Raw genomic sequence first — 20,917 nt, forward strand, 5'->3', positions numbered from 1 at the left:
GGAAGCACGCAATGAGTGAACTGCCGGAACGCCAGGAACACCACTCCCTGAGTATGATGTATGGGACCTACGCAGACATTCTGTTCGTCCTGTTCCCCTTCCTGATCATCGGCATGCAGCGGCTCTGGGAAGGCCGGCTCTATGAAACCCTGCTGCGCCCCGATCTGAGTATTGCAGCGGCCATTCTGGCTGGCCTGGCCATCGGCAAGTTTGTGCTCGGGCTGGTAACCAACCGTGACCTGGGCCGCTACAAGGAGCGTATTGTTTTCTTTATCGCGCTGACCCTGTTTGTGGTGCTGGGACCGGCGATCATTCTGATACTGAGTATACTGGGCAGTGCCGATGTACCGGGCTTTGTCACTTTTGTTCAGCCGACCCTGCTGATCATTGCCATCTCCCTTTACTCTACAGCGGTCAGTATCAGTAATATCCTGACCCGATCTGACAGGGAGGAATCGCTGGCCGACCTGCAGGATATATCAGTCCGTCCGGATCCGAGGGAACCGGATATGCCTCGCCCTGCGCCGCTGGATCTGCCCCGGCGCAGAGGCAACGACTCAACAGTATGACAGGAGCAACCCATGACGGACCTTAAAGTGCTGGTAGTGGAAGACGAGCCGGTAATGCGAGAGCGGCTGGTGAACATGCTCTACAAGGCCGGAGCAACGCAGGTCGCCGAGTGCGTGGATGCCGGCTCTGCCAGGTCGGCCTTCGAAGCCGGTGAGTTCCAGATCATCCTGCTGGATCTCGGGCTGCCGGACGGCGATGGCCACGAGCTGATGCTGGAGTTCAAGCGGCGCCGGGAGGAGCAGCACATCGTTCTGGTGACGGCTGACGATTCAATTGAAAGTATTCAGCGGGCCATCAGTGCGGGCGCCAACGGCTATGTGGTGAAACCCTACTCCCAGGAAAAGATTCATGATGTAGTGAACAATTACGCCATGGTTCACGGCGGAGACATGGCGACCATGCAGGGTCTGAACCGTCGCCACTGACCGGTCCAGACCCGGAATGGTGTAAACCCTGGCAAGGCGCTCAGGCTACCTGCCTGGCGATCCAGGAGTTGTAACGGGTCGCCAGCGCCCTGACATAGCGCGCTTCGGCGTCGTTCAGGTTGCCCAGGACTCCCTTGAAGATCCAGCCTCGCTCGTACACACCCAGCACCCGCTGTTCGTCGTCCAGATTGACGCGCTGATTCAGTTTCTTGCAGATTGCATCCAGCAGCGGCAGCTTCTCAGGCCGCTTGATCGGGCCCTGACGCGTGCCCATGGGCTGGTTCGCGGCGCGTGTTGTCGGATGTCTTTTCATGATGTTCTCCTTGTCGTTTTGCGGCTGCAAAAACAAAACCCCGGTGCCGAGAGCAACCGGGGTTTCGCGGAGAAGCTGACCCGGTCGCTACAAAGGCTCCCGGGACTGACCGAAAGCCGTTAGATGTCTTTCACCATCGCGCGAACAGACTGCCCTGCGTGGCAACCTGCGGCTATGTAAGCAATGAGCTGTGGAATCATTCTGGTCATACCGGCTCTTTTGTTTCGGTTCACTTGCCAGTGTATAGGCTATCAGGCCGTTTGCAATAGGCCGGGCTCTTCGGCAAACCCCTACAGACGGCGCCCGGGGCGATTGGCATAATTTTCGGCGTCACGTGTTTTACGTTGTGCAATCCCGATTGTCTGCCGCGCCAGACAGTCGATGGATCTCTCCTTTATACGCAGCCCTCAGGGCTGCGTTTTTTTTGGTCAGAGAAACTTCGTAGTCGGTACGGCGGTGTGATCTTCCACGGCGAGGCGTTGCCAGGTTTTATGCAGGATCAGGGCGTCATTGGCCGCCCGGTGCACGGGCAGGCCGAGTTCCGAGATGACCTGTTGGCGCGTGGCGGACCACTGCCGAACCTGCCGTGAATCCAGCAGGGCCGAGATAGACTCGAGCTGGAACGCCGGCCGTATGCGGGTTGCCTTGAACAACCGGTGCAGCCAGAAACTGTCAAAGGTCCAAGCATCGCAAAACACCTGTTCCGGCACCAACTCATTCAGCGCCCGCGCCACCTCGCTGACCGCCGCACCGTCCCTTTCCAGGGTCTGGCGGGAAATGCCGTGGATCTGCTCGGCACTCTCGGACCAGTCCTGCCAGAGCACATGGGGACAGATCAGCCAGCTGTGCAGGCTTCCGTCCGGCATGCAGATGCCTACTTCAATCGGGTAGCTTGCGATGAGATCAAGACTGGATGCCTCGAAATCGATGAATGCCGGGCGGATAGTGGTCATTGCGTCAGCTTGGAAGATGAAGTGTTTTTAGCTGAGTTTACCCGCCCCGAACCCGGGACGCGAACCCAACCTGTGCCTGCACTGTTACAATATGTCCATTGATTGTAAAAGCCCGATGACAGCGACCGGTCAAGGGCCCGACAGTAAACCAGCTAAACCAGAATCGCACCATACGGGGAGCCCGAATGACTGACACCGTGGTTGTAATCTATTCCGGAGGCATGGACTCCTACACCCTGCTGCATCTCGCCAGGGAGCGTGGCTATAAGGTACATGCCCTGTCCTTCAATTATGGCCAGCGGCACGTCAAGGAGCTGGACTGCGCGCGTTCGGTGTGTACGGCCCTGGGCATTCCCCACAAGGTGATCGATATCCGCGCCATGAGTGAGGTGATGGCCGGTTCCTCGCTGACGTCGGATCTCGAGGTGCCGGAAGGTCACTATGAAGAAGACAGCATGAAGGCCACTGTGGTGCCTAATCGCAACATGATCCTGCTGTCGCTGGCGACCGGTTACGCGGTGACGATGGCTGCCGATGCTGTCTGGTATGGCGCACACGGCGGTGACCACGCCATCTATCCGGATTGCCGGCCGGAATTCGTGGCGAAGATGGATGCGGTGTGCCGGGTGGCCAACTATGAGCCGGTCGGCATCGAGGCGCCCTTCATGGCCATGGACAAGGGCCGGATTCTGGCGGAAGGTCTTCGTCTCGGGCTGGATTACGCCCGCACCTGGACCTGCTATAACGGTCGCGACCGGGCCTGTGGCCGTTGCGGCTCCTGCGTCGAGCGTCTCGAGGCGTTTGCCGCCAATGGCGTCACCGACCCGCTTGAGTATGAGGGTAATCGTTGATGTATCGGGTCAAGGAAGCTTTCTACACCCTGCAGGGTGAGGGTGCCCAGGCCGGTCGTGCCGCCGTGTTCTGCCGGTTCAGCAAGTGCAACCTCTGGACCGGGCGGGAGAAAGACCGGGCCAGTGCGATCTGCAATTTCTGTGACACGGATTTTGTCGGCACCGATGGCCAGAACGGCGGCCGGTTTGACTCGCCGGACGCCCTGGCCCGCCACATTCGTGCGCTCTGGCCGGATGCGCCCGGCAAGCCCTACGTGGTCTGCACCGGCGGCGAACCCCTGTTGCAACTGGATACTGCCCTGATTGAGGCTTTCCATCGGGCAGGCCTTGAAGTCGGCGTGGAAACCAACGGTACCCTGCCGGCGCCGGAGGGCATTGACTGGCTGTGTGTCAGCCCGAAGGCCGATGCGCCGGTGGTGATCGATACCTGTGATGAGCTGAAACTGGTGTACCCGCAGCCTCTGGCGATGCCCGAGCGCTTCCTGGGCATTCGCGCAAGCCATTACTTCCTGTCTCCGATGGCATCGCCCGCCGTACCGGAAACCGCCGTGGACGAGATCAAACAAAGCAATACCCGCCGTGCTACGGATTACTGCCTGGCCCACCCGCAATGGCGCCTGACCCTGCAGATGCACAAGATCATTGGCATCGACTGACTACCCGGCTACCGGCACCCGCTCGGCGGTCTTTTTCCCGACGCCCGCTGCTTTCCAGGTGTTCCGGTACTGGCTCGGGCTGGTGCCGGTCCAGCGCTTGAAGGCCCGGGTAAAGTTGGCCGCATCGGCGTAACCCAGGGCATCGGCAATCTGGCTCAGGTTCATGGCGGTATTGCGGAGCAGATCCGCCGCCCGTTCCAGCCGAACCCGGTCCACCAGCTGCTGGAAACTGGCGTCTTCCTCGTGCAGCCGGCGCTTGAGTGTTCGGTCGGAGACGAAGAGCGTACCTGCAACCCGGGCGAGTTTCGGCGGGAAGGGGTAACTGGTTTCAATCACCCGGCGCACCCGGCAGGCGAATCCGGCATCCTCGGTGAGTTGCTGAAGCGCCTCTTCGCACTGGGCCCGGGAGGAGGCAGCCAACTGGTCGTCGGTGAAGCGAACCGGCAGGCTCAGGCGGGCCAGCGGAATGACCAGGGCATTTTCCGTGGCACCGAATTCCACCGGTACCGGAATCCGGGCGCGAAAGCGCTGGAAATAGGCAGGCTCCGGGCCACGGCGAAGAATCCGCAACCCGTCAACCACCGAGCCGGTCAACTGGGCGCCCATGGACACGCACCCGAACAGCATGGCATCCATGATAAAGCCCTGCAGCGGCCCCAGATCAATGCCACAGGACACGAGGTACCACGCGAGACTGCCGTTTTCCCGTTTGCTCACCTTGAGGTGGGGCACCCGAAGGGTCAGGTAGCGGGTCACCAGCTCCATGGCGTCACCCAGGGTGCGGCTGCTCATCACCGCCGTTCCCAGGGCGCCGTGCAGGGGAAGTTTCAGCTCCCGGGCCAGCAGTATGCCAAGCCCCGGCTCGCCGCTCTCGATAATGGCCCGGGTGACAAATTCGCTGGCCTGGGGCTGGCTGACCCGGAGATTGGTGGATTGCAGGCGGGCCGGATCCAGGCCGACCCGGAGCAGGAGATCCTGCTCGTCGACACCGATGGTGTTCAGCAGCTCGGCCAGAAGGTGAAGATAGATGGCCGGCATGCCCAGATCCTGGCCCGTTGATACGGAGGCGCGCATGGGTTTCCTCGTCTGACGCTGTTTTTGTTATGCCGTGGAATGCGTGGCTTTCACAATTATGGCGCCTTCCGGGCCATTCCCCCATGACTTCGCTGACGGAAACAATGGCCCGAAAGGCCAACTCGTGGCCAGAGTTGCGGGCGGGTAGTGAACTCTCACGGCCCTTGGCGGCGAATGAAGCGCTCCAGGACGCTCGCGGAACGCCCGGGCGTTTCCAGCATCGGCAGGTGCCCGATACCCCGGAACATATGGATCTCGGCGTGAGGTGTGGCCGAGCTGAGCCAGTCAACGCATCGGGTGGGTGTGATAACGTCCCGGTCGCCCCACTGGACTTGCAGTGGTGGCGTGTCCGGCCCGAGATAGCGGGCCGGCGCCAGGGCGTCCGCCAGCATGTCCCGGAAGATATGCTGAAGGGCACTCCGGCGCTCCAGAAGATCGGGTCCCAGCAGGCCGGCCATGGCCAGCCCGGAGACTGAGGGCCTGCCCGTACCGACACTGTTGAACATGCGGTAAACGCCTTTCCAGTCCCGGGGAATCAGAATGGCGTCCCGATCGGACTCAACGGGCGCGTGGATGTCCACCTGGTCGTGCTCGGGGATCCCGGCACTGTTCAGCAGGGTCAATGAACGTGGCGCAGAGGGCAGTGAATGGGCCAGAACCGCCGCAATCGCACCGCCCATGGAACTGCCGGCGAGGTGAAGGTTGTCCGTATGCACGCTGGCCAGCCAGTGCTTCAGGCGTTGTGCCTGGGTTTCGTAGCGGTAGCAGGCATCCGGCCGGTAGTCGCTTTCACCGAAGCCGGGCAGGTCGGGTGCGAGCAGGTGCCAGTCCCGGGGTAGCCGTTGCAGCCACAGCCCCCAGTTTTCCTTCATCGCGGCAAACCCGTGGATCAGCACCAGGGTCGGGCGCCCGGCGCCCGGCTTGCCGCGTTCCAGATAGACCATGTTGTGGCCGTCAACCAGGGTTTGCCGGCGGCGCGCCTGCAACAGGACGCGTTGCCCTATGCGTGCAGCAGGCCAGAGGTTGGGCGTGGGAACTCTCATGGTGGTGGATGATTTCCGGTTGTGGGTCTGGCTTCCAGTGTATCCTGAGCGGCGCCCGGTGCTTTGGCTAAAGTGCCGGTTTGTCGCGGCGGACGGGCAACCACGGGCGCCCGGACTGCCCTCAGAGCCTGAGGTCGATGATCACCGGGTTGTGGTCGGAGGATCGCCAGGGCCCCTGCTGGCCGTTCTGGCGGATGCCCTGGTAGCCGATCGCCCGGGGCTCATCGGTGTTCACCAGCCAGGCCTTGGCGCCCAGCACCCGGGGGCGCAGTTGTTCGGAGGCCAGGGCGTGGTCCAGCGTGCCTTTTTCGCCCTTGTAACGGTAGGTGTAGTGCCGGCAGCGGGCCGGCGTACAGGGATGAAAGTGATGCACCATGCTGGTAAAGCCGGCGGCGGAAAACACCGCCAGTGGCTGTTCACTGAGGTAACTGTTGAGGTCGCCGGCGATCAGGGTGCCGATGGACTGCCCGTCGCCGGAATGGACGCCCGGCCAGTTGACCAGCGCGCTGGCCTCGGCCACCCGCCGACGGGTATAGCAGCCCTGTCCATCGGATTGATCCCGGTCGGCTCCCCGCGCGCCGCGGCAGGATTTCGACTTCAGGTGGGGGGCAACAATCCGCACTGTCCGCTCACCGCCAATGCGGCGAAAGTCCTGGGCCAGCGGGGGCCGGCCCTTGGTCCGGAAGGTACCGTCGGTCAGCCGGGAGGGTGCGCCGACGGGTGTTATCCGGTCGCTGCGGTATAACAGGGCGGTGCGGATTTCATCGCCACCGTCCTCGCCCGGCGTGCGGACATACTGCCAGTGATCGCCCAGGGACCGGGCGAGCCCGGCAATGGCGCTGGCGGGACCATAGCCATCATTCTCCAGTTCGGAAACGGCCAGGATGTCCGGGTCCGGCGCCAGCAAGGTGTGGATCAGGCGCTGTCGCTGCTGTTCAAAGGCCGCGAGCGTCCCGGCGCCGCGGGAGGTGGGAAATCCCTTGCCCTGGCCGTTGCCGTTGAAGTAGTTGCCCAGGTTCTGGGCCATCATCCGGACAGTATCGTTCTGCAGGCGAGTGGGCGCCCGCGATCGGGGGTTGCTGGCAATAAATGCCGGTTCGCCCGAGGGCTGGATGCGCCACGCATCAAACCGAAAGTCCAGCACGCCGGTGAGGTTGCCGACCCGGTCACCGGCTCTCACCGTGGATGCAAGCGACAACCCTGCCGGTGGCCAGGGCACCGGGCGGGGATCGCGCACCGAGCGGTTGTCGTCCAGCAGCACCCGGTTCTGCCGGTGGCTGGCGGATAACCGATAGGCCTCCTGACCCGGGGCACGGTATTCGGTGGGCTGTACCTGATCCGAGGCGGCCAGTGCCAGTTCGCCGTATTCTGCGAGATTGTAGTTATCCACCACCGTTAGCGGGTAGCGGAAGCGTACCCGCATGTTTTCCCGGCTCTCGGGATGCATGGACCATGGCAGATCGACCATGACCGGCTCGGGTTGCGCATCCCGGCCACACTCCCGGATGCTCCGGACCGCCACCAGCTCTGTCAGGCCATGGAACTCCTTGACCTTGCCGGTTACCCGCAGGCGGCTGCCAGGTTTGCCGGTATCGCGGTTGGTGTAGACGAAGATCGCCTCGGAGGTGGCCGGATTGCTGTCGGCCTGGTGATCTGCCTGTTGAAGGTAGAAGCCGCCGAATCCGCCTTCGGCCCGGGAGTCCTGGGTAACGATGCCTTCCACGGTCACCGTCTGCCCGACCAGTGTCGAGGCCGCGCCACTGCCCTGGACAGCCGAAATCGCAGTGGCGGGATCACCACAGTCGGCCGCTGCCGTTGCAGCGCCCTGCAGCAACGGCAGTACCAGATAAAAGAAACGGAAAAATAACCGGTGTCGGAGGTTCACACCCGCAGTCTAGCAGAGGCCGGCAACCGCTTTGAGCGCCTGCTCACGTTTGCTGCCGAATCCGAGCTGATCCGGATTGGCCAGCTCAAGCTGCTGAACCAGCGGATCCGGGTGCAGGTTGTCGAAGGTAATTCCCAGCCGCGAAAGCACATAGGGCGCCAGGGCTGCCCGGGTGCCAATCTCCAGCCGGCCACGGTCCATGCCGTAGTCACCGGCGATAATTTCCTGCTGGGCTCTGGTCAGGCGCTGATCCGGTGTGATCACCAGGGTAACCTCGCGGTTCCAGTCCTTGTCCTGCTCGCGCGGGTGTTTTGCCCGTTGTCTCAGGGCCTCCGGCGCGGTGCGGAACCGGCTCAGGGCGAAATCACGGAATTCCCGGTTTGAATCACACCAGGCGCGCAGGTGCCAGCTGTTGCCGGCACACACCAGGGTATGGGGCTCAAGGATGCTTTCAACCGCTTCCGGCCGGCTCAGGGAGGCGTAGCTGGCTCGCAACTGGCGCCCTTGCCGCGTCGCGGCAACCACCGCCCGCATTGTTTCCGGGGCGATAACACGGTTCGGGCCCGGCACGACAATGCTGTCAGGCAGGCCAATGTCGAGAGACTCGAAGGTATTGCTCAGGCTCTGCTGGCGGGCCAGCAGATCCAGATACTCGTTCACCATGCCCCGGGTAACCACCGGGCGGAATTTTGCAGCGGGAACGTAACCTTTGAGGTGGCGGTCATAAACCAAGTTGCCGGGAGCCAGCTCCCGCAGATAGGTATTGATGTCCTTGGACGCTTGCTGGCGACCAATACCAAAACTGTGGCAGATGTGGTTGGTGGTCAGACGACCTTCCCACAGGGCAACGGTTTCAATCAATCGGTAGCGAAGCAGCAGATCCCAGCGGATGGGCCATTCCGTTTTTTTCATAACCAGGCGCTCGTGGTCCAATGAATAGCTCGCATTTATGTTACCTGCTCCGGCCAGCAGGGTCTGTTACGGCACATTAATGTAAAACTCTGTTAAACCGCACCATAACTGCCTTTGCGGGTTTTTGTGACCGGGTTAACAGGTTTCGGGAAGTGCTTAGTGGCTTCACCTCGGGCGCCTGATCTAATACGTGCCCGGCAAAGTCCGGTGCTTGCTGCTACTTTGTGTTCCATCAACCCGAAAACATCCTGTAACGCCCGGAGCTGCTGTAATGACCCGAATGGTCACCTCCCTGTCTGCCCTGATTCTGAGCATTATCCTGCTGGTCAGTGGCAATGCGTTCCTGATGACATTGCTGGGCATCCGCCTCAGTATCGAAGCGGTATCGCCGGATATCATTGGCTGGATCCTGGTCTGTTACTCCATCGGTTTTGTGTTGGGCACACTTTACGTTCACCGGGTTATCGGCCGTGTTGGCCATATCCGGGCCTTTGCGGTATTTGCCGCCATTGCCGCCGTGACGGCCCTGCTTTACCCGATGGCGGTTTCCGAGCTGTTCTGGGCCGCTCTGCGCGTGCTGTCCGGGTTCAGCATTGCCGGCGTGCTGGTGGTAATCGAGAGCTGGTTTTCCAGTCGGGCCACCAATGCCAATCGCGGCGCACTGTTCGCCGTGTACCAGATTGTATTCTATCTCTCGGCGGCCGGTGGCCAGTTAATCGTTAATATTGGCGACCCGGCCAATTTCATGCCCTTCTCGATTGCTGCGATTTTGCTGGTGCTGGCGCTGGTACCCCTTTCGATGACCCGGATGGAAGCCCCGGTGATTGAGCAGGTGCAGCGTATTTCCTTTTTTACCCTCGCCCGGGAGTCCTTCACCGGCGTCACCGGTGCTCTGATCTGCGGCATAATGATCGGCGGTTTCTACGCCCTGGGACCGGTCTACGCGACCCTGGTCGGGCTGGACGTTGCCAGAACGTCCACCTTCATGGCCAGCGCCATCGTGGCCGCGATGATAATGGCCTGGCCACTCGGCCGGCTGTGTGACCGGTTTGATCGCCGCCGGGTGATGTTCTGGGTGGCTTTGACTGCCGCTTCCTCGGCGGGCGGCGTTGTGCTACTGGGGGCCGCCAACCTCTGGCTGCTGACCCTGCTGGTGGGCTTGTTTACCGGGCTGTCCGCCACGCTTTACCCGATCGCGGTGGCCATCACCAATGACCGCATGGAAAGCACACGGATTGTCGCGGCCAGCGCCACGCTGCTGCTCAGCTACGGTGTCGGGAGCGTGATCGGACCGGTCGCCATGGCGGAACTGATCAACCTGCTCGGGCCGAAAGGGCTGTTCCTGGGCAATGCCGCGTTCCTGCTGGGACTGGCCGTTATCACCAGCTACCGCATCACTCACACCGAGGACGTTGCGGTTGAGGATCAGGAGCACTTTGTGCCGGCGATGCCGGAAACCTCTCCGGTGCTGACCGAGATGGATCCACGGAACAGCGATTTCCACCAGTCGACCAAAGTCGACGACATGCAGGAAGAGCTGCGCCAGGCTGGCTGACGCAGCGCCCTCTCGGTTTTCCCCGATTTTGTTTTGACTTTCGCATCTGTTTTTATTTCAATTGTTAGCATACTATTGGTAACTTTCCGATAGGGTTATTGATTGGCCGATTACCGGCCTTGCCGAAGGCTGGCCCCGGTTCCATTTGAATGGAGTGACGACAGATGAGAGAACAGTTTCCTTTTGCGGTAGCCCGGGTTACCCGTCGCTGGCGAAAAATGCTGGATGAGCGCCTGAAGGATCTTGGCGTCACCCAGGCACGGTGGAGCACCATGGTGTATCTGGAAAAGGGCGGTGAAGGCCTGACCCAGCGAGAGCTGGCCAGCCTCATGGCCATCGAGAATCCGACGCTGGTCCGCCTGCTGGACAGTCTGGAGCAGCAGGGGCTGATTGAGCGCAGGCCCTGCCCGAACGACCGCCGGGCCCGCCGTCTGCACCTGACAACCGCCGGCCGTGGTTTTATGGATGATCTGTCCAGGCGGGCCAGCACGCTTCGGGAGGAAATGCTCGAAGGGATCAGCGACGAAGATATCGAGTGCACCGTCCGGGTGTTCAACCGAATCCTGGAAAACGCCGAAAAGCAGAAGTAATCATCCTTGGCTGATAATTCGGTTGAGGGCCTGAAGGCCCGCTACGGGGATCGCTGGCGTTGGCTGGCACTGGTTACGGTAGTAACCGGTACCATGGCCACGGTTCTCAGCGCCACGGTGGTCAACGTGGCGCTGCACGACATCATGGTGGAATTCGGCATCCGCCAGGGCCAGGTGCACTGGCTCGCCACGGGCTTTATCGCCGCCATGACCACCACCATGCTCGCCTCGTCCTGGCTGCTGGATCATTTCGGGATCCGGAAAACCCTGGCCATGGCGATGTTCCTGTTCACCCTGATTTCTCTGGCCGGTGGATTTGCCGTCACCCCGGAACAGCTGATTGTTGCGCGTATTGGCCAGGGCGCCATGGCTGGCCTGATGCAGCCCATGGGCATGTTCCTGGTGTTCCGTATCTTTCCCCGGGATCGCCGTGGCCAGGCCATGGGCATCTATGGCATGGGCGTGATCCTGGCGCCGGCTCTGGGCCCGGTGCTTGGCGGCTTTCTGGTCGATCAGCTGAGCTGGCGATATGTAATGTTTGCTCCGGCTCCGGTGACCCTGATCGGGGTTCTGATGGCCTGGCGTTTTCTGCCAGTGCCGCCGGACCGTCCTGCTCCCTATCGGTTTGATCTTGCCGGCCTGTTGCTGCTCGGTGCTGCCATTGCGTTGTCACTGGATACGCTCAACAGGCTGCAGCAGGCCGATGGGCAGTGGGCATGGATCGGGGCCGAGGCATTGTTGGCGCTGGCTGCCCTGTGGCTTTTTGTCTTCCGGGAGCGGCGCACCCGAAACCCGCTGGTGAACATTGACCTGTTGCGCAAGCCGACGTTTCTCTTTGCCTGCCTGGGGGCAATGGCGCTGGGTCTTGCCCTGTTCGGATCGACCTATCTGATTCCTCTGTTTGTGCAGACAGCTCTTGGGTTCACGGCGACCGAGGCCGGTCTGTTGATGTTGCCGGCCGGCATTGTCCTGGGCATGATTTTTCCGCTCGCGGGCCGGCTGGCCGACACGCAGAGTGCCCGCAAGCTGGTTATCTTTGGTATCGCCGTATTTGCCCTGTCTGCGGCGCTGTTTGCGCTTTCTGATCTGGAACTGGCTATGGGCTGGCTGGCTCTCTGGGCGGTGGTGGGCCGAATCGGCATCGGCTTCATGCTGCCCGCGCTGTCCACGGGCGCGCTCAATCCGCTGGAGCCCCATGAACTGGGGGCCGGCTCCAGCACCCTGAACTTCATGCGGCAGCTCGGTGGCGCATTCGGTGTCAATCTTGTGGCCTTGACCATTGAGTTCGGTGAGCACGCTGGTGGCATGCCAACCATCAGTGCCTTTCATTCGGCCTGGTGGCTGGTGGCGGCATTTGTCGCGGTCGCCGCAATACCGGTATGGAAAATGCGGGGTTAGTTGCCCTGCCTCCACGAATCCATTACTATTCGCTCACTCTTCAGGGGAGTAGCCTCCGCACCCGGTATTCCGGTCGGATGGTAGTCAACACACTTGGGGCCCAATCCCCATGGCTATCATGTTTCACCGGCGCCTCGGTGAAATTGGCAAGACCTGAGGCAGTTTCACCTCCATAGGGCGGAAGGTGAGCTGTCTCATGTCTGACGATCCGCCCTGGAGTTTTTCATGGACGCATTCCTTGCCTCAACGGTCGCTGTCGCCATAGCGGAAATCGGTGACAAGACCCAGCTGTTATCGCTTTTCCTCGTTGCCCGATATGCAACCCGCTTGCCGATTATCCTCGGCATCCTGGTGGCCACCATTCTCAATCATGCCTTGTCTGCCTGGCTCGGTGCCTGGGTCGCCAGTCTCATTCCCGAGGCCTGGCTGCCATGGATATTGGCGGTAAGCTTCGTGGCCATTGCGCTCTGGTTACTGATTCCGGATAAAGACGACAGCGATGATTCGAAGTTTCTCGGCATGGGGGCTTTCATGGCCACCACGATCATGTTTTTCCTGGCCGAGATCGGCGACAAAACCCAGGTGGCGACCGTTGTCCTTGCCGCCCGCTTCACTGAAACTTTCTGGGTTGTGGTCGGAACCACGGTGGGGATGCTGCTGGCCAATATACCGGTTATCATGGCAGGACGCTGGCTGATGGAACGGTTGCCCCTGGCCACTGCGCGAATTGGTGCAAGCGTTCTTTTTGTTGCGCTGGCCATCGTTACTGTGTGGGCGATCTATGTGAACTCCTGACGGTACCCGCTGTCATTATCCGGGTGCCATGATGATTTCGGAGCATTATCTATATGTGGTTGAGATTTTCAGCGGTGCTGCTCCTGGCCCAGATGCTGACGCTGCCGGTACTTAACGCGGCAGAGCCAGCGAACTCCGGGGCCGCAGCAGGCGGGGCAGAGGGAACTGACGGAGCCAAGGGTACTGACGAGCCGGAAACCATTGACCGGAGTCCCCGGGTTCCCACGTTTCCCATCAAGGGCGACCTGGCGGGTGAACTGGGGGTCTATGAGACCAGCTACGAGGATACCTTTGCGGGCATCGGCAACCGCCTGGCGCTGGGGTATCTGGAGCTGGTGAAGGCCAATCCCGGTGTCGACCCCTGGCTCCCGGGGGAAGGCACCCTGATCACCCTGCCGCGACAGTATGTGCTTCCGGATGCCCGGCGCGAAGGTATTGTTATCAACCTGGCGGAATATCGCCTGTACTACTTTTCCGATAACGGCGTGCAGGTGTATCCGGTCGGGGTGGGCACGGCAGAGAATCCCTCACCGCTGACCAACGCCAGGGTGACCATGCCACTGGAATCGCCGGCCTGGTATCCCCCCGCCAGTATCCGGGCAGAATACGAGGCCTCCGGTGGCTTTCTGCCCCGAATGATTCCGCCGGGCCCGAATAACCCTCTGGGCAGTCACGCCCTGCTGCTCAGTGAAGACGGCTACCTGATTCACGGTACCAACAAGAAGTTTGGCGTCGGTATGCCGGTCAGCCATGGCTGCTTCCGGATGTACAACGAGGATATTTCCCGGTTCGTGTACCAGGTCGAGAAGGGCACTCCGGTTCAGATCGTGCGTGATGCCGTCAAGATCGGGCTCTCCCGGGGCGAAGTCTGGCTCGAAGTGCATCGCCCTCATGAGGAGTACACGGGCGAGGATCGTGACCGGTTATGGCAGCAGGTTTTCACCGAGGTTGAGGCGTTCCGCGCCAATCATCCGGGTGTTCAGGTCAAGCGCGCTGCGATTGAGCTGGCTGTGGATCAGGCCGATGGCATTCCCACCATGATCGGTGAACGGGTGACCCAGATGGCGGCCGACAAGACCGTCGACGAAAAAGCACCTGAATCCACCGCGGAACCCGAACAGCGGCTCTATTTCTGAGCGGGCTCCGGCCCGTTCGGTTTTACCCGGCAGCTGACAGAAACCGGTTTTCTGTCTCTCTGCCGCATCCCGGGGAGGCGTAAGGCAGATGCACCGTCCCACTCGATTACCGAGCCCTGCCCGCCTGAAAATCCGGGCACTGGTGCTGCTGGCCGGTCTGTTAATGGCTCTGGGATCATTGAGCCATCAGGTGCTTGCCCAGCAGGCATCCAGCGGAACCGCTCTGGTACTCACCGTTGACGGCGCCATCGGCCCCGCCACCATGGATTACGTCACCCGCGGCATTGACCGGGCTGAATCGGAGGGTGCCGGGCTGGTGATCATCGAGATCGATACCCCGGGCGGCCTGATGAGCTCCATGCGGGACATTATCCAGGCCATTCTTGCCTCTGAAGTACCTGTCGCCACCTACGTTTCTCCCCAGGGCGCCCGGGCTGCCAGCGCCGGCACCTATATCCTCTACGGCAGTCACATTGCCGCCATGGCACCGGCGACCAATCTCGGGTCGGCAACGCCGGTCCAGATGGGTGGCCTGCCTGGCAGCCAGGAACCGGCCAGTGAGCCGGACGCCGGAGATGGCAGCACCGCCATGGAGCGCAAGGTGCTGGAGGATGCGGTCAGTTACATCCGCGGGCTGGCGCAGCGCCACGGCCGCAATGCCGACTGGGCTGAGGAAGCGGTGCGCAAGGCCGTCAATCTCAGCGCCACAGAAGCACTCGAGAAAAACGTCATAGACGTGGTTGTTCCGAATCTGCGGGAACTGCTTCAGCAGATCGACGGCCGCAAGGTTGCCATGGCGTCGGGAGAGGTGACCCTGGCTACCGCCGACCTCGAGATTGTCCGCGCCCAGCCAGACTGGCGTACCCGCCTGCTGTCGGTGATTACCGATCCGAACGTTGCCTATTTCCTGATGATTATCGGGTTCTACGGCATTGTTTTCGAGCTGGCCAGCCCCGGCGCGGTCGTGCCCGGCGTGGTTGGTGCCATCTGTCTGGTTCTGGCGCTGTTTGCTTTCCAGGTGCTGTCCGTCAACTACGCCGGCCTGGCGCTGATCCTGCTCGGCCTCGCCTTCATCGTGGGAGAGGCCTTCGTGCCCAGTTTCGGAGTATTGGGGGTCGGAGGCATCGTGGCGTTTGTGACGGGCTCGGTCATCCTGATGGATGGCAGCCACCAGGATATATCCCTGCCGACCATTGGCGGTACCGCCCTGGTCGCCGGCGGTTTTATCCTGTGGACGGTCACCCGGTTTATCGGATTGCGGCGCAGGTCCCCGGTCAGCGGTGTCGAGCAGTTGAGCCATGAAGAGGGCGTGTCGCTGGAAGATTTTTGCGCAGAGCATGAGCATTACCGGGGGCATGTCCGGGTCAGTGGTGAACGGTGGAATGCCATCAGCAGCCAGCCGATCCGCAAGGATGACCGGGTGAAAGTAACAGCAGTTGAGGGTTTAACGCTGAGTGTCAGGGTGCTGCCGGGCAACGGCTGATCCGATAGGCACAGGCAAACGGCAAAACAAGGAGGCCGTATGATTGGTGAACTGGTTCCCTATATCGCACCTGTTGTGGTGTTATTGCTGATTCTCGGCTCGGCCATCAAGATAATGCCGGAGTACGAGCGCGGGGTGGTGTTCTTCCTCGGCCGCTTTCAGGGCGTGAAAGGGCCCGGCCTGATCATCGTGATTCCGGTGATCCAGCAGATGGTTCGGGTGGATCTGCGGGTGATCACGCTTGACGTTCCCAGCCAGGACGTCATCTCCCGGGATAACGTCACCGTGCGGGTGAACGCCGTGCTTTATTTCCGGGTGGTGGATCCTGAGCGGGCTATCATCCGGGTTGAGGACTTTGGTTCGGCCACCAGTCAGTTGGCCCAGACCACATTGCGGTCGGTGCTCGGCAAACACGATCTGGATGAAATGCTTTCGGAACGTGACAAGCTGAATTCCGATATCCAGGAAATAATCGATGCCCAGACCGAGGAGTGGGGCATCAAGGTCGCCAACGTTGAGATCAAGCACGTCGACCTGAACGAATCCATGATTCGGGCCATTGCCCGTCAGGCGGAGGCCGAGCGTGAGCGCCGTGCGAAGGTGATTCATGCCGAGGGCGAATTGCAGGCCTCGAAGAAGCTGGTGGAAGCCGCAGATGTGATGTCCAGCAATTCGGGCTCAATGCAGTTGCGGTATCTGCAGACCCTTGCGGACATGAGTAATACCAATTCGGCGACTATTGTGTTCCCGCTGCCGATGGAACTGATGACAACCTTCCTGAAGCAGAACAAGCCGGTGACCACGGGCAAGCCCGAGCCCGAGGCATAAAAAAGGCCGGCAGTGCCGGCCCTTTCCTGAAACGTTTCAGCCTTACTTCTGGCTGGAACGCTCGAGCATACGCTTGGCACGCTCGTTTGCTTCCTCGGCAGCGCGCTGAGCAGCCTTGGCAGCTGCCAGTGCTTCTTCTGCGGTCTGCTCGGCAGAGCGAGCAGTGCTGGCTGCGCTGTTAGCAGTGTTCAGTGCCTTCTCAGCGGTGGTCTCGGCGGAGTTGGCTGTTGCATTAGCTTCGTCGATGGCACCCTGATCGGTAGTGGCACAACCTGCAGTCAGTGCAGTGGCCAGTGCAATCCCGGCGATCGTCAGTTTACGCATGGTAAATCCCCTTATTGGTCGAGTTATTTCCTGTGATCCGAAAGTCAGTGTAGACGACTTCCTGTCAACTTGCCCGACAGTTTCGGGCAATGACTACCGGAGTCGTAAAACAGTGTAAAACACTGTAAGGAAAAATGTTAACTCAGTAAGGGTAAATTTTCTTTGCTTATGACAACAACTTAATGCTGCTGTCAGGTTTTTCCGGGAACGTTTCAGGGCTGAATGCTGATCGGCGTGCCGTTCGACACCAATTGCCAGATTTCATCGATCTCTTTATTGGTCACGGCAATGCAGCCGTCCGTCCAATCCAGGCCCCTGTAGGCAAACGCCATATCTTCCTCGCCGTTCGGCAAGCCATGAATCATGATGCTGCCGCCGGGATCCAGCCCCCAGGCCGACGCCAGCTCCCGGTCCCGTTCGCTGGGGTAGGAAATGTGGATGGATTTGTAGAAGTCGCTCTCGGCATTGCGCCAGTCCAGGGTGTAAGTGCCCTCGGGGGTGCGTTCGTCACCTTCGTAAAGTTTATGGCCCTTTGGATTATCGCCCAGGGAAATACGATAGCTGCGCACCACCTCGTCGCCGCTCATGAGGTAAAGCCGCCGTTCACCCTTGCGCACAACGACCTTGCTCACGTCCTGGATATCGGCTGCGTTGTAGGTGGTTTTTGCCGGCATCCGGGTGTCGGCTTTGGCCAGCAACCCGGCCGCCAGGGCCTGGGGTGAGGCAGCCAGCGACAGCAGGACCAGGGCGGAAAAAACAGCACGGAAAATCAGCATAGCCTGAACTTACCAATGATTAATCTTTATACAGGCGTTTTATACCATAGCCCGCCGGGGGGCTGTTAAGGGATTTTGTTAACTTTTTAGGCTATCTCGTTTACTGATCAACCGTTTTGTGAACTGTCCATCTTAAGCCCCACCTTGGTGACCTGATCGGCACTGGTGGCCCGGGCGACCAGTGTGACCGGGCCGAGGATCACCACGTCCCCGACAACAGGGTGCCCCTTGGTTCGCCTGGCAAAGCATTCGGCCAGGGACAGCTCCGGTGGCAGGTCATCGAACTCGATGCCGTAGACCTGCTCCACATCCCCCAGCAGGGCGTCGCCATTGAGTACGAAATCACCGAAGAACGCCCGCTCGGCAAGGTATTTCGGTGCATGCCGGCCACTGAGTGCCTTACCCAGCTCCGGCAATACGCCGGGCGTGGCAAACATCGCCACCATATCGCCGCTGGCGACTTCCAGGTCGCCTTTCGGTTGCAGGCAGACCCGGTTGCGGAACACTCCGGCTACCGCCGTGTTCTCCGGGAACCGGAGCTGGCTCAGGCGACGGGGCGTCTCCCAGTTCTCGCCGCGCAGCGGGAACAGCATCAGCTCATGATCACCCGCTGCCGGGGCATCCAGCGGAAGCCGGCGATAAGGGACTTCCCCGGCCGGGACCTCCAGGCGCAGCCTGCGGGCCAGAGGCGCCATGGTCGTGCCCTGAACCAGCAGGGACACCAGCACAATGAAAAAGGCCGCGTGGAACACCAGATCCGCCTCCGGCAGGTGCGCGATGATCGGGAACAGGGCCAGAACGATGGGTACTGCGCCGCGCAGGCCCACCCAACTGATAAAGCCCAGCTCCCGCCGGTTAAAGGCGAACGGCCAGAGGGTGAGCATGACGGTGAGCGGGCGGATCACGAAAATCAGCGACAGTGCCAGTATCAGGCCCCCGCCGGCCAGCGGAACCAGGTCGGACGGATTGACCAGCAGGCCGAGCATCAGGAACAGACACAACTGAGCCAGCCAGGCCAGGCCGTCATGGACCTGCAGGATCATCGGCATCATGCGCACATGGCGGTTGCCGATCACCACACCGGTCAGGTAAATCGCCAGGAAACCGCTGCCTCCCAGGGCGTTGGTGGCGGAAAACACCGAAATGCCGGCGGCGGCCACCAGCAGCGGGTACAGCGACGGTGTCAGGCGGATGCGGTTGGCCAGTTCTACGATGGCAAAGCCGCCGAGGATGCCGGCTATGCCGCCAATCCCGAACTGTTTGGCCAGCATGGTCAGCGCTAGCCAGCCGGCCTGATCGCCGGAATTGCCGATGAAGGTCACCAGCATCAGGGTCAGGAAGATGGCCATCGGGTCGTTACTGCCCGATTCAATTTCCAGGGTGGCACTGACCCGTTCGTTCAGGTGTAGGCCACGGCCCTGGAGCAGGGAGAATACTGCCGCGGCGTCGGTGGAGGAAATGATGGCGCCAATCAGCAAGGCGGTCAGCCAGTTCAGATCAAACACCCACCAGGCGATAATGGCCGCGCCGCCGGCCGTCATGGCTACGCCGAGGGTTGCCAGTACCAGGGCGGGGCGCAGGCCGACACGGAAGGTCTCGGCCCGGGTGCGCATACCGCCATCGAGCAGGATGACCCCCAGCGCCAGGTTGGCAATGACGAACGCCAACTGGAAATTATCGAATTCAATCCCGCCCGGGCCGTCTTCGCCCATCATCATGCCCACCACCAGAAAAATCAGCAGCACGGGCATGCCGACCCGGCTGGAGAGCGGGCTCAGGACAATGCTGATGACCAGCATCAGGGCGCCAATCAGGGTCAGGATGGGATCCATTCAAGCTCCAGACAGAATGCTTGCCCTCGGGCGGGCGAAGCGCTTATATTGCTCTCGCGGTGATTGCGTCGCGGGTGTAGTTCAATGGTAGAACGGCAGCTTCCCAAGCTGCATACGAGGGTTCGATTCCCTTCACCCGCTCCATCAGTATCTTCTCATATTCACCTGTATCATCTGTAATATCTTTCCCATCATATAGTTGCATATTAACGAGCTGTTTTCCCCCAGGGGTTTGCGCAATCGGGAAGCCATTGCTAGCTTTTAAGTCAGGTATTCAAAACCACGGCAGCAGACTGTCGAGGGGAGACTGGATGATTGAAGGCACGGCGCATGGCGTGGCCCAATACTGGGCGACCGGGTTTTTTATCGTTGCGGTACTGGGCCTTTGCGCCTTTATGGTGGGTGCGTCGAGCCTGCTGGGTGGCCGTAGCCATGGCATCAGCAAATCCCTTCCGTTTGAATCCGGCATTATCGGCGCCGGCAGCGCCCGCCAGCGCTTTTCAGTCAAGTTCTACCTGGTGGCCATGCTGTTCGTGATCTTCGACATTGAGGCGGTGTTCCTGTTTGCCTGGTCGCTGGTTATCCGCGATGTCGGCTGGACCGGGTTCTGGGGAGCTGCCGTGTTTATATTCATCCTGCTGGCCGGCCTGATCTACGACAGCCGCACCGGCGCCCTTGACTGGGCTCCGCAAAGCAGGACAGCGGACAAACGCGGTTCTTAGCAAGCGCCCATCAATGACCCGGGCCTGTCAGGCCGGCGAGTAACGATGGCGCGAGTATCACTGGAGGAACTCAATGGCCTATACCCTGACCCGGGCCGAGGGTCCGACGGGGGATGACGCCCGTTATCCCATTGATCACCGGAAAAAAACCGAGGACCCGGTGAAACAGCAACTGGAGCGTAACGTTTTTACCGGCAGGCTGAGCGAAGTGCTCAACTCGGCGGTCAACTGGGGCCGGAAAAACTCCCTGTGGCCCTACAACTTCGGGCTGTCCTGTTGCTATGTGGAAATGACCACCGCGTTTACCTCGCCCCATGATATCGCCCGGTTTGGTTCGGAAGTGATCCGGGCCTCCCCCAGACAAGCCGATTTCATGGTGATTGCCGGCACCTGCTTTATCAAGATGGCGCCAGTCATTCAGCAGCTTTATGACCAGATGCTGGAACCCAAGTGGGTTATTTCCATGGGCTCCTGCGCCAATTCCGGGGGCATGTACGACATTTACTCGGTGGTGCAGGGCGTGGACAAGTTTCTGCCGGTCGACGTTTACGTGCCCGGTTGCCCGCCACGGCCCGAGGCCTTCCTGCAGGGTCTGCAACTTTTGCAGGATTCCATACAGGAAGAGCGGCGGCCGCTATCCTGGGTAGTAGGGGATCAAGGCGTCTACCGGGCCGAGATGCCCTCGCAGCGGGAAAAGTGGCGGGATCAGCGTATCCAGGTCACGGAGCTGAGGACGCCAGACAAGCTGTAGAACGGTACGCCGTTGTTTACCCACCTGGTTTCAGGAGTCAAACCA

The 20,917-nt window shown here is 60.8% G+C and carries 22 protein-coding genes and 1 tRNA gene; 14 read left to right on the forward strand and 9 right to left on the reverse strand.

The window, feature by feature from the left end; genetic code table 11:
• Window positions 1-11: 11 nt before the first annotated feature.
• Both msub_RS16485 and msub_RS16490 read left to right on the forward strand, forming a co-directional pair.
• Complete coding sequence (locus msub_RS16485) at window positions 12-569, forward strand: hypothetical protein (protein ID WP_048497251.1); 558 nt, start codon at window positions 12-14, stop codon at window positions 567-569.
• Between the two features lie 12 nt (window positions 570-581).
• Window positions 582-995, forward strand: a complete 414-nt coding sequence (locus tag msub_RS16490) for a response regulator (protein WP_048497252.1) — start codon at window positions 582-584, stop codon at window positions 993-995.
• Between the two features lie 40 nt (window positions 996-1,035).
• Here the strand turns inward: msub_RS16490 and msub_RS16495 are convergent, their stop codons facing one another.
• Together msub_RS16495 and msub_RS16500 are read right to left on the reverse strand one after the other, a co-directional pair.
• Entirely contained in the window at window positions 1,036-1,308 is a 273-nt protein-coding gene (locus msub_RS16495) for a hypothetical protein (protein WP_048497986.1), read from the reverse strand.
• Window positions 1,309-1,736: 428 nt separating this feature from the next.
• Window positions 1,737-2,261 carry a 3'-5' exonuclease gene (locus msub_RS16500; RefSeq protein ID WP_048497253.1) on the reverse strand — a complete coding sequence of 175 codons (525 nt, stop codon included), beginning with the start codon at window positions 2,259-2,261 and terminating at the stop codon, window positions 1,737-1,739.
• A 185-nt stretch (window positions 2,262-2,446) separates the two neighbouring features.
• On the opposite strand from msub_RS16500, the gene queC reads away from it, so the two are divergent.
• On the forward strand, window positions 2,447-3,112 hold the full coding sequence (gene queC / locus msub_RS16505; RefSeq protein WP_048497254.1) for a 7-cyano-7-deazaguanine synthase QueC: 666 nt from the start codon (window positions 2,447-2,449) through the stop codon (window positions 3,110-3,112).
• Entirely contained in the window at window positions 3,112-3,768 is a 657-nt protein-coding gene (gene queE, locus msub_RS16510; protein ID WP_048497255.1) for a 7-carboxy-7-deazaguanine synthase, read from the forward strand. Before queC ends, queE begins: the two co-directional genes overlap by 1 nt.
• Here queE and msub_RS16515 read toward each other — a convergent pair whose 3' ends face one another.
• The 4 genes from msub_RS16515 to msub_RS16530 all read right to left on the reverse strand — a co-directional run bounded on the left by msub_RS16515 (window position 3,769) and on the right by msub_RS16530 (window position 8,682).
• Window positions 3,769-4,842: an AraC family transcriptional regulator gene (locus msub_RS16515; protein WP_048497256.1), complete on the reverse strand. Its 1,074-nt coding sequence runs from the start codon at window positions 4,840-4,842 to the stop codon at window positions 3,769-3,771. It lies immediately after the preceding gene.
• A 155-nt stretch (window positions 4,843-4,997) separates the two neighbouring features.
• Window positions 4,998-5,885 carry an alpha/beta fold hydrolase gene (locus msub_RS16520; protein ID WP_048497257.1) on the reverse strand — a complete coding sequence of 296 codons (888 nt, stop codon included), beginning with the start codon at window positions 5,883-5,885 and terminating at the stop codon, window positions 4,998-5,000.
• Between the two features lie 121 nt (window positions 5,886-6,006).
• Entirely contained in the window at window positions 6,007-7,770 is a 1,764-nt protein-coding gene (locus msub_RS16525) for an ExeM/NucH family extracellular endonuclease (RefSeq protein WP_227506831.1), read from the reverse strand.
• Window positions 7,771-7,779: 9 nt separating this feature from the next.
• Complete coding sequence (locus tag msub_RS16530; RefSeq protein ID WP_048497988.1) at window positions 7,780-8,682, reverse strand: helix-turn-helix transcriptional regulator; 903 nt, start codon at window positions 8,680-8,682, stop codon at window positions 7,780-7,782.
• A gap of 271 nt (window positions 8,683-8,953) precedes the next feature.
• Between msub_RS16530 and msub_RS16535 the strand changes: the two genes are divergently transcribed.
• The 7 genes from msub_RS16535 to msub_RS16565 all read left to right on the forward strand — a co-directional run bounded on the left by msub_RS16535 (window position 8,954) and on the right by msub_RS16565 (window position 16,467).
• Window positions 8,954-10,237, forward strand: coding sequence for an MFS transporter (locus msub_RS16535; RefSeq protein WP_048497258.1), 1,284 nt, complete (start codon window positions 8,954-8,956; stop codon window positions 10,235-10,237).
• 164 nt (window positions 10,238-10,401) lie between these two features.
• Window positions 10,402-10,827 carry a MarR family transcriptional regulator gene (locus tag msub_RS16540; protein WP_048497259.1) on the forward strand — a complete coding sequence of 142 codons (426 nt, stop codon included), beginning with the start codon at window positions 10,402-10,404 and terminating at the stop codon, window positions 10,825-10,827.
• A 6-nt stretch (window positions 10,828-10,833) separates the two neighbouring features.
• Window positions 10,834-12,225, forward strand: a complete 1,392-nt coding sequence (locus tag msub_RS16545) for an MDR family MFS transporter (protein ID WP_048497260.1) — start codon at window positions 10,834-10,836, stop codon at window positions 12,223-12,225.
• A gap of 225 nt (window positions 12,226-12,450) precedes the next feature.
• Window positions 12,451-13,020, forward strand: a complete 570-nt coding sequence (locus tag msub_RS16550; RefSeq protein ID WP_048497261.1) for a TMEM165/GDT1 family protein — start codon at window positions 12,451-12,453, stop codon at window positions 13,018-13,020.
• A 53-nt stretch (window positions 13,021-13,073) separates the two neighbouring features.
• Window positions 13,074-14,156, forward strand: a complete 1,083-nt coding sequence (locus tag msub_RS16555; RefSeq protein WP_048497262.1) for a L,D-transpeptidase family protein — start codon at window positions 13,074-13,076, stop codon at window positions 14,154-14,156.
• Window positions 14,157-14,244: 88 nt separating this feature from the next.
• A complete protein-coding gene (locus msub_RS16560; protein WP_048497263.1) occupies window positions 14,245-15,639 on the forward strand; it encodes an NfeD family protein in 1,395 nt (464 codons plus the stop codon).
• 39 nt (window positions 15,640-15,678) lie between these two features.
• Window positions 15,679-16,467: a slipin family protein gene (locus msub_RS16565; protein ID WP_048497264.1), complete on the forward strand. Its 789-nt coding sequence runs from the start codon at window positions 15,679-15,681 to the stop codon at window positions 16,465-16,467.
• 42 nt (window positions 16,468-16,509) lie between these two features.
• On the opposite strand, the gene msub_RS16570 is transcribed toward msub_RS16565, so the two are convergent.
• The 3 genes from msub_RS16570 to msub_RS16580 form a co-directional block, all read right to left on the reverse strand.
• Complete coding sequence (locus msub_RS16570; protein ID WP_048497265.1) at window positions 16,510-16,791, reverse strand: Lpp/OprI family alanine-zipper lipoprotein; 282 nt, start codon at window positions 16,789-16,791, stop codon at window positions 16,510-16,512.
• A gap of 212 nt (window positions 16,792-17,003) precedes the next feature.
• Window positions 17,004-17,567: a L,D-transpeptidase family protein gene (locus msub_RS16575; protein ID WP_048497266.1), complete on the reverse strand. Its 564-nt coding sequence runs from the start codon at window positions 17,565-17,567 to the stop codon at window positions 17,004-17,006.
• A gap of 107 nt (window positions 17,568-17,674) precedes the next feature.
• Window positions 17,675-19,399: a potassium/proton antiporter gene (locus tag msub_RS16580; RefSeq protein WP_048497267.1), complete on the reverse strand. Its 1,725-nt coding sequence runs from the start codon at window positions 19,397-19,399 to the stop codon at window positions 17,675-17,677.
• Between the two features lie 70 nt (window positions 19,400-19,469).
• Between msub_RS16580 and msub_RS16585 the strand changes: the two genes are divergently transcribed.
• The 3 genes from msub_RS16585 (at window position 19,470) to msub_RS16595 (ending at window position 20,872) form a co-directional block, all read left to right on the forward strand.
• Window positions 19,470-19,543, forward strand: a tRNA-Gly gene (locus tag msub_RS16585).
• 167 nt (window positions 19,544-19,710) lie between these two features.
• Entirely contained in the window at window positions 19,711-20,121 is a 411-nt protein-coding gene (gene ndhC, locus msub_RS16590) for an NADH-quinone oxidoreductase subunit A (protein WP_048497268.1), read from the forward strand.
• A gap of 73 nt (window positions 20,122-20,194) precedes the next feature.
• Window positions 20,195-20,872 (forward strand): NuoB/complex I 20 kDa subunit family protein, encoded by a 678-nt coding sequence (locus tag msub_RS16595; protein WP_048497269.1) that lies wholly within the window; start codon window positions 20,195-20,197, stop codon window positions 20,870-20,872.
• The last annotated feature ends 45 nt before the right edge of the window (window positions 20,873-20,917 follow it).

Origin of the sequence: Marinobacter subterrani (genome assembly GCF_001045555.1) — a bacterium.
GTDB lineage: Bacteria > Pseudomonadota > Gammaproteobacteria > Pseudomonadales > Oleiphilaceae > Marinobacter > Marinobacter subterrani.